We start from the raw sequence: 12382 nt of genomic DNA, 5'->3' as shown, positions 1-12382 counted from the left end.
AGTCCGGGGACACACCCCAGGACTCCACCAGCCGGAACAACGCCACCTCCACCGCGAACAACGCCGGCTGGGCGAACTCCGTCCGGTTCAACAGCCCGGCGTCCCCACCGAACACCACCTCCCGCAACGGCCGCTCCAGATGCCCGTCCACATACGCGCACACCGCGTCGAAGGCATCCGCGAACACCGGGAACACCTCGTACAGTTCACGCCCCATACCGAGCCGCTGACTCCCCTGCCCCGAGAACAGGAACGCCGTCCCGGGCCGGGAGCCGGCCGTGCGGCCCCGTACGAGGTCCGCCGAGGGTTCGCCCTGGCTGAGGGCGGCCAGGCCGGCGGCCAGCTCCTCGGTGGTCGTGCCCAGCACCACCGCCCGGTGGGGCAGGGCGGTGCGGGACTCGGCCAGGGAGAGGGCCAGGTCGGCCGGGGTGAGCCCGGGGTGGGAGCGGATGTGGGCGAGGAGGTTGCGGGCCTGCTCGCGCAGGGCCGTCTCGTCGCCGCCGGAGAGCGTCCAGGGCAGGCTGCCGTCCCGCGCGTCGGGGGCCTCCACAGGCCGCGCCGGGGCCGTCGGGGCCTGCTCGATGATGGTGTGGGCGTTGGTGCCGCTCACCCCGAAGGAGGAGACGGCGGCCCGGCGCGGCCGGTCGGGGTCCGTGTCCGTCCAGGCCACGGGCTCGGTGAGGAGCCGGACCGCGCCCGCCGACCAGTCGACGTGCGGGGAGGGCTCGTCCACGTGGAGGGTCTGGGGCAGCAGGCCGTGCCGGAGCGACAGCACGGTCTTGATCACGCTCGCCAGGCCGGAGGCGGCCTGGGTGTGGCCGATGTTGGACTTGAGGGAGCCCAGCCACAACGGCCGTTCCCCGTGCCGCTCCTGGCCGTAGGTGGCGAGCAGGGCCTGGGCCTCGATCGGGTCGCCGAGGGCCGTTCCCGTGCCGTGGGCCTCGACGGCGTCCACGTCCGCCGCCGTCAGCCCGGCGTTGGCGAGGGCCTGGCGGATCACCCGCTGCTGGGCGGGGCCGTTGGGGGCGGTGAGGCCGTTGGAGGCGCCGTCCTGGTTGACGGCGCTCCCCCGGACCACCGCGAGGACCGGGTGGCCGTGGCGCACGGCGTCGGAGAGCCGCTCCACGAGCAGCATGCCGACGCCCTCGCCCCAGCCGGTACCGTCGGCGGCCGCCGCGAACGGCTTGCAGCGGCCGTCGGCGGCCAGCCCGCGCTGCCGGCTGAACTCGACGAAGGCGTTGGGGCCGGCCATCACGGCGGCCCCGCCGACCAGGGCCAGTTCGCACTCCCCCTGGCGCAGGGCCTGGGTGGCCAGGTGCAGGGCGACCAGGGAGGATGAGCAGGCCGTGTCCACGGTGAGCGCGGGGCCTTCGAGGCCCAGGGCGTAGGCGATGCGGCCGGACATGACGCTGCTGGAGGTGCCGGTGAGGAGGTGTCCCTCGACGCCGTCGGGCAGGGCGCCCGGGGTGGCGCCGTAGCCCTGGTAGCCGGAGCCGATGAACACGCCGGTGCGGCTGCCGCGCAGGGAGGAGGGGGCGAGGCGGGCCCGTTCCAGGGTTTCCCAGGCGGTCTCCAGGAGCAGCCGCTGCTGGGGGTCCATGGCCAGGGCCTCGCGCGGGGAGATCCCGAAGAACCGGGCGTCGAAGCGGCCCGCGTCGTGGAGGAAGCCGCCCTCGCTGACGTAGGTGGTGCCGGGGTGTTCGGGGTCCGGGTGGTGGAGGGAGCCGAGGTCCCAGCCCCGGTCGGCGGGGAAGGGGGTGACGGCGTCGACCCCGTCGGCGAGGAGCCGCCACAGCCGCTCGGGGGTGTCGGCGCCGCCGGGGAAGCGGCAGCCCATGGCGACGATGGCGATCGGCTCGTCGGGGGTGGCCGTCCCGGCGGGTCCGGATCCGCCCGTCGGGAGGGCGGCCGGCGCGTGGCCGGACACCTCGGCGGAGAGGAAGGCGGCGAGGGCCTCCGCGTTGGGGTGGTCGAAGACGAGGGTGGCGGGCAGCCGCAGTCCGGTGGCCCCGTTCAGCCGGTTGCGGAGTTCGACGCTGGTGAGGGAATCGAAGCCGAGGTCCTTGAACGAGCGTTCGGAGGCCACCGCCGTCAGGTCCGGGTGGCCCAGGGCCCGGGCGGCTTCGGCCCGGACCAGGTCGAGGAGGACGCGGTGGCGCTCGGTCGCCGGAAGTGCGGCGAGTCCCGCGGTACGGGAGGGGGCCGTGTCCTCGCCCGCGCCGGTGGCGTCCGCCGCGCCCCGGGCGGCCGCGAGGGCCGTGCGGGCCTCGGGCAGGTCGGCGAGGAGGGCGCTGGGCCGGGCGAGGGTGAAGGCGGGGGCGAACCGGTCCCAGCTGACGTCGGCGACGACGACGGTGGTCTCGTCGAGGTCGAGTGCCCGCTGGAGTGCGGCGATGGCGGTGTCCGGGGACATGGCGGGCAGTCCGCGCCGGCGCAGGTGGGCCTCGGCCTCCTCGTCGCCGGCCATGCCGGCGTCGGCCCAGGGGCCCCAGGCGACGGAGGTGGCGGCGAGCCCTCGGGCCCGGCGCTGCTCGGCGAGGGCGTCGAGGTGGGCGTTGGCCGCGCAGTAGGCGGCCTGGCTGCCGCTGCCCCAGGCGGCGGCGACGGAGGAGAAGAGTACGAAGGCGTCCAGGTCCCGGTCGCAGAGGAGTTCGTCGAGGTGCCGGGCGCCGGCCGCCTTGGCGGCGAGGACGGCGGCGAGGTCGGCCGGGGTCAGACCGTCGGTGGGGGTGAACTGCGGCAGGCCGGCCGCGTGGATCACGGCGGTGAGCGGGTGGGTGTCCTCCGGGAGGTCCCGGAGGAGGGCGGCCACCTGTGCGCGGTCGGCGAGGTCGCAGGCCGTGACGGTGACCCGGGCGCCCAGTTCCTCTATCTCGGCGGCGAGTTCGCCCGCCCCGGGAGCCTGCGGGCCCCGGCGGCCGGTGAGCACGAGGTGCTCGGCGCCGTTGCGGGCGAGGTGCCGGGCGACCTGGGCGCCGAGGGCTCCGGTGCCGCCGGTGATCAGGACGGTGCCGCGCGGCCGCCAGGTCCGGTCCGCCGACGCGGTGGCGTCGGCGGCGAGGGCGCGGACCAGGCGGCGGGCGAAGACGCCGGAGGGCCGGAGCGCGATCTGGTCCTCGCCTCCCGTCCCGTCGGCGAGCAGCGAGACGAGGCGGCGGGCGGCCCGCCGGTCCAGGATGGCGGGCAGGTCGACGAGTCCGCCCCAGCGGTCGGGGTAGTCGAGCGCCGTGGAGCGGCCGAGGCCCCAGACCATGGCCTGCTCCGGGCTGGTCGGCGCGTCCGAGCGGCCGGTGGCGACCGCTCCCCGGGTGGCGCACCAGAGGGGCGCGGTGGTCCCCGCGTCGCCCAGGGCCTGGACGAGCAGGGTGGTCAGGGCCAGTCCGGCGGGCAGTTCGGGGTGGTCCGGGTGGGGGCCTTCGGTGAGCGCGAGGAGGGACAGCACCCCGGCCGGGTCCGTCGCGCCGGGCTCACGGCCCAGGCGTGCGGCCAGTCCGGTACGGGTCTCGTCGGCACGGACGGGCAGCAGGGCGACCTCGGCGCCGTGGCGGGTCAGGGCGTCGGAGACGGCGGTGACCACGGCCTCGTGCTCGCCGCCCTCGGGGACGGCCAGCAGCCAGGTTCCGGTCAGCTCGGCGGTGTCCCGGCCGCCGGCCAGCGGCTGCCAGGAGACGCGGTAGCGCCAGGAGTCGACGACGGAGCGGCTGCGCTGCCGCCGGCGCCACTGGGACAGTGCGGGCAGGACGGAGCTGAGCGGGGAGTCCCCGGCGACCTCCAGCCGTTCGGCGAGGGCGGCCAGGTCCTGGCTCTCGACGCTGTCCCAGAAGGCGGCCTCGGCCGGGTCCGCCGCCTCGGGGCCGGCCTCCCGGGAGCCTGCGGGGACCAGCCAGAACGGCTGGTGCTGGAAGGGGTAGGTGGGCAGGTCCACGCGGCGGGCGCCACGGCCGGCGAAGACCGCCTCCCAGTCGACGGAGGTGCCGTGGACGTGGAGCCCGGCGAGGGCGCCGGTGACGGCCAGGTCCTCGGCACGGTCGGCCCGCAGGACGGGAACGGTGACGGCCGGCTCGTCGAGGGATTCCCGGGCGAGCGCGGTCAGGACCCCGCCGGGACCGACCTCCAGGAAGGTGCGTACGCCTTCGGCGGCGAGGGCGTTGACGGCGTCGGCGAAGCGGACCGCCTCGCGGACGTGGCGCACCCAGTAGTCCGGCGAGCCGAACTCCTCGGCCGTCACGAGGCCCCCGGTGAGGGTGGAGACGACGGGGAGACCCGGGTCTTCGAAGACGACCGATTCCACGACCTCGCGGAAGGCGTCGAGCATCGGGTCCATCAGCGGGGAGTGGAAGGCGTGCGAGACGGTCAGGGCCTTGGTCTTGCGGCCCTCGGCGCCCAGTTTCCCGGCCAGCTCGGTGACAGCGTCCTCGGCGCCTGAAAGCACCACGGACGTGGGCCCGTTGACGGCGGCGATGCCCGCACGGTCCTCGAACCCGGCCAGCAGCTCCCGTACCTCCTCCTCGGAAGCCTGGACCGCGACCATCACACCACCGGACGGCAGCTCCTGCATCAGCCGGCCGCGCGCGGCCACCAGCTTCGCCGCGTCCTCCAGCGAGAGCACACCCGCGACATGGGCGGCCGCGAACTCGCCGACCGAGTGCCCGGCGAGGAAGTCCGGACGCACGCCCCACGACTCCAGCAGCCGGGACAGGGCCACCTCGACCGCGAACAACGCCGGCTGGGTGAACCGTGTCTCGTTCAGCAGCTCCGGCTCCTCGCCGAACACCACGCCCTTCAGCGGGAGTTCGAGATACGGGTCCAGGGCGGCACACGCGGCGTCGAAGGCCTCCGCGAACACCGGGTACACGGCGTGCAGTTCACGCCCCATGCCCAGCCGCTGACTGCCCTGACCCGAGAACAGGAAGGCGGTCCGTCCGGCGCTCGCGGGTGCCGTGCCCGTCACCGTCTGCGGTCCCGGGGTCTCGCCGTGGGCGAGGGCGGTCAGGCCGTGCAGCAGGTCGTCCCGGTCGTGGCCGGTGATGACCGCGCGGTGCGGGAAGGCGGCCCGGGTGGTCGCCAGGGAGAGGGCGATGTCCGTCGCGTCCGCGTGGTCGGCCTGGCGGACGTGGGCCAGGAGCCGTTCCGCCTGGGCGCGCAGGGCGTTCTCGTCCTTCGCGGAGATCAGCCAGGGGACGGGCAGCGGGGCGGGGGCCTCCCGGTCCGGGCGGTCGTCGGCCTCGCCGACGGCGACGGGGGTGTCGGACGGGGCCTGTTCGACGATGACGTGGGCGTTGGTGCCGCTGACGCCGAAGGAGGAGACGCCCGCCCGGCGCGGACGGCCGTCCCGCTCCGCCCATTCACGGGCCTCGGACAGCAGCCGTACGTCCCCGGCCGTCCAGTCCACGTGCGGCGAAGCCTCGTCCACGTGCAGGGTCTTCGGCAGCACCCCGTGGCGCATCGCCATCACCATCTTGATCACACCCGCCACACCGGCAGCCGCCTGCGTGTGCCCGATGTTGGACTTGACCGTGCCCAGCCACAGCGGCCGGTCGGCTTCGCGGCCGGTGCCGTAGGCCTTCAGCAGGGCCTGCGCCTCGATCGGGTCGCCGAGGGTGGTGCCGGTGCCGTGGGCCTCGACGGCGTCGACCTCCGCGGCGGACAGTCCGGCGTCCGTGAGGGCCTCGCGGATCACGCGCTGCTGCGCCGGCCCGTTGGGGGCTGTCAGGCCGTTGGAGGCGCCGTCCTGGTTGATCGCGGAGCCGCGGACGACGGCGAGGATCCGGTGGCCGTTGCGGCGGGCGTCGGAGAGCCGTTCGACGAGCAGCATGCCGGCGCCCTCGGCGAGGCCGGTGCCGTCCGCCGAGGCGGCGAAGGCGCGGCAGCGGGCGTCCGGGGCCAGGCCGCGCTGGCGGCTGAAGCCGATGAGCGCGCCCGGGGTGGACATGACGGTGACCCCGCCCGCGAGGGCCAGGTCGCATTCGCCCCGGCGCAGGGACTGCGCGGCCAGGTGCAGGGCGACCAGCGAGGAGGAGCAGGCGGTGTCGACGGTGACGGCGGGGCCTTCGAGGCCGAAGGTGTAGGCGACCCGGCCCGAGACCACGGAGGCGGAGTTGGCGGTGAGGAGGTGCCCCTCCATGCCCTCGGTCTGCTCCGTCGAGAGGCCGATGGCGTAGTCCTGGCCGTTGGTGCCGGCGAACACGCCGGTGCGGGTGCCGCGCAGGGTGGCGGGGTCGATGCCGGCCCGTTCGAAGGCCTCCCAGGAGGTTTCGAGGAGGAGGCGCTGCTGCGGGTCCATGGAGAGGGCCTCGCGGGGCGAGATGCCGAAGAAGCCGGGGTCGAACTCGCCCGCGTCGTGCAGGAATCCGCCTTCCCGGACGTAGCTGGTGCCGGGGTGGTCGGGGTCCGGGTGGTAGAGGGCGTCGAGGTCCCAGCCGCGGTTGGCGGGGAGGCCGGTGATGGCGTCGGTGCCGTCGGCGAGGAGGTTCCACAGGTCCTCGGGGCTGCGGACCTCGCCGGGCAGGCGGCAGCTCATGGCGACGATGGCGACGGGCTCCTCGGCGCCCGTGGCGGCGGGGCGGCCGGGTGCGGCGGGCGCGGTGGTGACGAGGGCGGTGCCGGGGTGGCCGCCGGGGATCTCGTCCAGGAGGTGGCCGGCGAGTGCGGCGGGGGTGGGGTGGTCGAAGACGACGGTGGCGGGCAGGCGGACGCCGGTGGCGGCGGCGAGCCGGTTGCGGAGGTCCATGGCGGCCAGGGAGTCGAAGCCGAGCTCCCGGAAGGCCCGGCCGGGGTCGACGGCGTCGGGGGTGGCGTGGCCGAGGACGGCGGCCACCTGGTTGCGGACGAGGGTCAGGACGGTGTCCTTGCGCTCGGCGGGCGGCAGGGCGGCCAGCCGGGACAGTTCGGCGGAGAGGCCGTCGGCGCCGGGTGCGGCGCTGCGCGCGGTGCGGCGCGCGGGGGTGCGGACCAGTCCGCGCAGCAGGGCCGGTACGGGGCCTGCCGCCTGGCCGCGCAGGGCGGCCGGGTCGAGGCGTACGGGGGCCAGGGCGGCGTCGTCCAGGGTGCGGGCGGTGTCGAGGAGGCGCAGGCCCTCGTCGGCGGTGAGGGGGACGAGTCCGGCGCGGGTCATGCGGCGCAGGTCCTCGTCGGCGAGCCGGGTCTGGTCGCCGCGTTCGTCCCAGACGCCCCAGGCGAGGGAGGAGGCGGGCAGGCCCTGGGCGCGGCGCTGGTGGGCGAGGGCGTCGAGGAAGGCGTTGCCGGCGGCGTAGGCGCCCTGGCCTGCGCCGCCGAGGGTGCCGGCGAGGGAGGAGAAGAGGACGAAGGCGGACAGGTCCAGGCCTCGGGTGAGCTCGTGGAGGTGGAGTGCGGCGTCGACCTTGGGGCGCAGGACCAGGTCGAGGTCCTCGGGGGTGAGGGTGTCGACGAGTCCGCCGGCCACGACGGCGGCGGCGTGGACGACCGCGGTGAGCGGCCGGTCGGCGGGGACGGCCGTGAGGAGGGCGGTGAGGGCGTCCCGGTCGGCGGCGTCGCAGGCGGCGACGGTGACGGTGGCGCCGAGTGCGGAGAGTTCCTCCTGGAGTGCGGCGGCCCCTTCGGCCTCGGGGCCCCGGCGGCTGGTGAGGAGGATGTTGCGGACGCCGTGGGTGGTGATGAAGTGGGCGGCGACGAGCCGGCCGAGGGCGCCGGTTCCCCCGGTGATCAGTACGGTGCCTTCGGGGTCGAGGGCGGGGGCGGTGGCGGGTTCCGTGCCGACCGGGACGCGGGCCAGCCGGGGTACGGACATCAGGCCGTCGCGCAGGGCCAGTTGGGGTTCTCCGGTGGCGACGGCGGCGGGCAGGCGGCGCAGGGAGTCCGGGGTGCCGTCGGTGTCGGCGAGGACGAGGCGGTCGGCGTGCTCGGACTGGGCGGAGCGGATCAGGCCCCAGACGGGGGCGTGTTCGGGGCGGGTGCCGGGGGCGCCCCCGGTGTCCCGTGCGTCGGCTTCCGCGCCGGGTGCGGGGACGGCGCGGTGGGTGAGGAGGACCAGGCGGGAGGCGGCGAAGCGGTCGTCGGCCAGCCAGTCCCGCAGCAGGGCGAGGGCCGCCCGCGCGGTCTCCCGTACGGTCGCGGCGCCGGGTTCGCCTTCGGTCGCGGGGAGGAGGGCGGCCACGGTCGCGGGGACGGGTGCGCCGGCCGTGACCGCCTCGGCCAGGGCGGTGAGGCCGGGGTGGGTCTCGGGCCGCGTGCCGCCGGCCTCCAGGGCGGCGGCGGTCTCCCGGAGGGCCGTCTCGTCGGTGCCGATGAGCGCCCACGGAGTGGAGGCGGGGGCGGTGTCGGGGACCGGCCGGGTCTGCCATTCGACCCGGTAGAGGGATTCGTGGTGTGCGGTGAGCGCGGCCCGCAGGTGTTCCTCGCGGACCTCGCGGAAGGTGAGCGTGCCGACGGTGGCCACGGCCCGGCCGTCCTCGTCGGAGGCGGTGACGGCGACCGCGTCGGCGCCGGCCGGGGTCAGCCGGATCCTCAGCCGGGCGGCTCCGGTGGCGTGCAGGCGCACGTCCTCCCAGGAGAAGGCCATCCGGCCGGTGCCCATGTCCCCGAGCGGTCCGAAGCCGACGGCGTGCAGCGCCGCGTCCAGCAGGGCCGGGTGCAGCCCGTAGCGGTCTGCTTCGGCGCGGGCGTCCTCGGGGAGGGCCACCTCGGCGAACACCTCGTCCCCGAGCCGCCAGGCGGCGCGCAGGCCCTGGAAGACGGGGCCGTAGGCGAAGGAGCGGGCGGCGAGTTCGGCGTAGAAGCCGTCGAGGCCGACGGGGGCCGCGCCGGCGGGCGGCCAGTCGGCCGGCTCCGGCCCGGCGGCGGGGGCGGCCGTCGCGGGCACGGAGTTCAGGACGCCGGTGGCGTGGCAGGTCCAGGCGTCCTCGGCGGCGGTGTCGGGGCGGGAGTGGACGGCGAAGCGCCGGTCGCCGGAGCCGTCGTCCGGGCCGACCGCGACCTGGACGAGGACGCCGCCCTGTTCGGGCAGGACCAGCGGTGCCTGGAGGGTGAGTTCGGCCAGGTCCTCGCAGCCGAGGTGGTCGCCGGCGCGGACGGCGAGCTCCACGAAGGCCGTGCCGGGGAGGATGACCGCGCCCAGCACCTCGTGTTCGGCCAGCCAGGGGTGGGTGTGCCGGGACAGGCGGCCGGTCAGCAGCAGCCCGTCGGCGTCGGCGAGGGTGGTGACGGCGCCCAGCAGGGGGTGGTCCGAGGGGGCGAGGCCCAGGCCCGCCGCGTCGGCCGGGGTGTGCGGGGCGTCGAGCCAGTAGCGCTCGTGCTGGAAGGCGTACGTGGGCAGCGGGATCCGGCGGGCGTCCGGGGCGGCGAGGACGGCGGGCCAGTCGAGGGCGACGCCGTGGGCGTGGGCCTCGGCGGCGGAGCGCAGGAAGCGGCCGGTGCCCCCTTCGTCGCGGCGCAGGGTGGCGAGGGCGACGGCGCCGCCGCCCAGGTCGTCGAGGGTCTCCTGGATGCCGACGGTCAGCACCGGGTGCGCGCTGACCTCGATGAGGGCGCCGTGTCCGTCGCGGACGAGGGCGCGGGTGACCTCCTCGAAGCGGACGGTCCGGCGCAGGCTGCGGTACCAGTACTCGGCGTCGAGCCGGTCGGTGTCCACGACGCCGCCGGTGACGGTGGAGTAGAACGGCACCTCGCAGGCGCGGGGGGTGATGTCGGCGAGGGCTTCGAGGACGCGTTCGCGGACGGACTCCACGTGCGCGGAGTGGGAGGCGTAGTCCACGGCGATCAGCCGGGCGCGGATCCCGTCGGCGTGCAGGGCGTCGCGGAGTTCGGCGAGGGCGTCTCCGTCGCCGGAGACGACGATGGAGGACGGGCTGTTGACGGCGGCGACGGACAGCCGCTCGCCCCAGGGTTCCATCAGCGGGGTGAGCCGGTCCAGGGGCAGGGCGACGGAGAGCATGCCGCCCCGGCCGGACAGCACGGTCAGCGCCCGGCTGCGCAGGGCGACGACCTTCGCGGCGTCCTCCAGGCTGAGCGCGCCGACGACGGCCGCGGCGGCGATCTCGCCCTGGCTGTGGCCGGCGACGGCCGCCGGGCGCACCCCGTGGGAGCGCCACAGTTCGGCCAGGGAGACCATCACCGCGAACAGCACGGGCTGGACGACGTCGACCCGGTCGAAGCCGGGGGCGCCGGGCGCGCCGCGCAGCACCTCCGTCAGCGACCAGTCGACGTGCGGGGCGAGGGCCTCCTCGCACTGGCGCAGCCGGTCGGCGAAGACCGGTGCGGTGTCGAGGAGTTCGACGGCCATGCCGGCCCACTGGGAGCCCTGGCCGGGGAAGACGAAGGCGGCCTGGCGGGTGTCGTCGGCGGTGCCGCGCACCACGTCGGTGCCGGCGGGCGCGGGAGTGCCGGGCTCCGCGTCGGCGAGGTGGTCCAAGGCGCGGTCCAGGCCGGCCCGGTCGGCCGCGAGGAGTACGGCGCGGTGCGGGAAGGCGGTGCGGGTGGTGGCGAGGGTGTGGGCGATGTCGGCGGCCGTCGGGACGGCGGCACCGGGGGCGGCGGGCAGGGCGGCCAGGTGGGTGCGGAGGCGGGCGGCCTGCGCGGCGAGGGCGGCCGGGGTCTTGGCGGACAGCGGCCAGAGGACCGGGCGCGCTCCGCCGTCCAGGGGTCCGGCGGTGGCGTCGGGCCCGCCGCCGGTGCCGTGGTCGCCGCCCCTGCCGACGAGGGTGGCGGCCCGGTCGGCGAGGGCGGAGCCGACGGTCGCGGCGCGGCCGGCGATCGCGGTGCCCAGGGTGGCGGCCCGGCCGGCGATGGCGGTGCCGACGGCGGAACCGACGGCGGCGGCACGGTCGGCGGGCGTGGCGGCGGGGCGGTCGGCGGCGGGGGTGGCCGTACCGGTACAGGCGGGGCCTTCCGGCGCGGTGGTCGGCGCGGTGGTCGGCGCGGTGGCCGGGGCCGCTTCCGTCGCGGTGGCCGCTTCGGCCGGGACGGACGGTTCGGCGGTGGCGGCCGGTTCGGCGGGGTCCAGGTGCTGTTCGATGACGACGTGCGCGTTGGTGCCGCTGACGCCGAAGGCGGAGACGGCCGCCCGGCGGGGCCGGCCCGGCTCCGTCTCGGGCCAGGCGGTGTTCTCCGTGACGAGCGAGACGGCGCCCGAGGACCAGTCGACGTGCGGGGTCGGCTCGTCCGCGTGCAGGGTCTTCGGCAGCACCCCGTGGCGCAGGGCCTGCACCATCTTGATGACGCCGGCGACACCGGCCGCGGCCTGCGTGTGCCCCAGGTTGGACTTGACGGAGCCCAGCCGCAGGGGCCGGTCGGCGGGCCGCTCCTGGCCGTAGGCCGCGAGCAGGGCCTGCGCCTCGATCGGGTCACCGAGGGTGGTGCCGGTGCCGTGGGCCTCGACGATGTCCACGTCGGACGGGGAGAGCAGGCCGTTGGCCAGGGCCTGGTGGATGACCCGCTGCTGGGCCGGCCCGTTGGGGGCGGTGAGCCCGTTGCTGGCGCCGTCCTGGTTGACGGCGGAGCCGCGGACCACGGCCAGGACGGGGTGGCCGAGCCGGACGGCGTCGGAGAGCCGTTCGACGAGCAGCATGCCGACGCCCTCGGACCAGCCGGTGCCGTCGGCGTCGGCGGAGAAGGCCCGGCAGCGGCCGTCGGGCGAGAGCCCGCGCTGGCGGCTGAACTCGACGAAGGTCGTCGGTCCGGCCATCACGGTGACGCCGCCCGCGAGGGCGAGGTCGCACTCGCCCTGCCGCAGGGCCTGGACGGCCAGGTGGAGGGCCACGAGGGAGGAGGAGCAGGCCGTGTCGATGGTGACGGCCGGGCCCTCCAGGCCCAGGGTGTAGGCGATGCGGCCGGAGACCACGCTGCCGGTGTTGCCGGTGCTCACGTAGCCCTCGATGCCCTCGGGCATGGCGGGCAGGCGGGAGACGTAGTCGTGGTACATGACCCCGGCGAACACGCCGGTGCGGCTGCCGCGCAGGGACTGCGGGTCCAGCGCGGCGCGCTCGACGGCCTCCCAGGAGGCTTCGAGGATGAGCCGCTGCTGGGGGTCCATCGCGAGGGCCTCGCGCGGGCCGATCCCGAAGAAGGCGGGGTCGAACTCGGCGGCCCCGCGCAGGAATCCGCCTTCGCGGGTGTAGGTGGTGCCGGGGTTCTCGGGGTCCGGGTCGTAGAGCGCGTCGAGGTCCCAGCCGCGGTCGGCGGGGAAGCCGGATATGGCGTCTCGGCCCTCGGCGACCAGGTCCCACAGGTCCTCGGGGGACTCGACGCCGCCGGGGTAGCGGCAGCTCATGCCCACGATGGCGATCGGTTCGCGGTTCTTGCCCTCGGCCTCGCGCAGCCGCTGGCGGGCGTGACGCAGATCGACGGTGGCACGCTTGAGGTAGTCGCGGAGCTTGTTCACATCGGTCGTCATCTGGTTTCTGTTCCT

1 protein-coding gene is annotated in these 12382 nt (G+C 76.4%); it reads right to left on the bottom strand.

What is annotated here, in order from left to right; translation table 11 throughout:
• A partial coding sequence (locus AB0O29_RS24185; protein ID WP_365154627.1) for a type I polyketide synthase occupies window positions 1-12367 on the bottom strand: 12367 nt, incomplete at its 3' end.
• Window positions 12368-12382: the final 15 nt, after the last annotated feature.

The organism is Streptomyces sp. NPDC089915, from assembly GCF_040684675.1.
Classification (GTDB): domain Bacteria; phylum Actinomycetota; class Actinomycetes; order Streptomycetales; family Streptomycetaceae; genus Streptomyces.
This window is presented reverse-complemented; position numbering and strand designations above follow the sequence as displayed.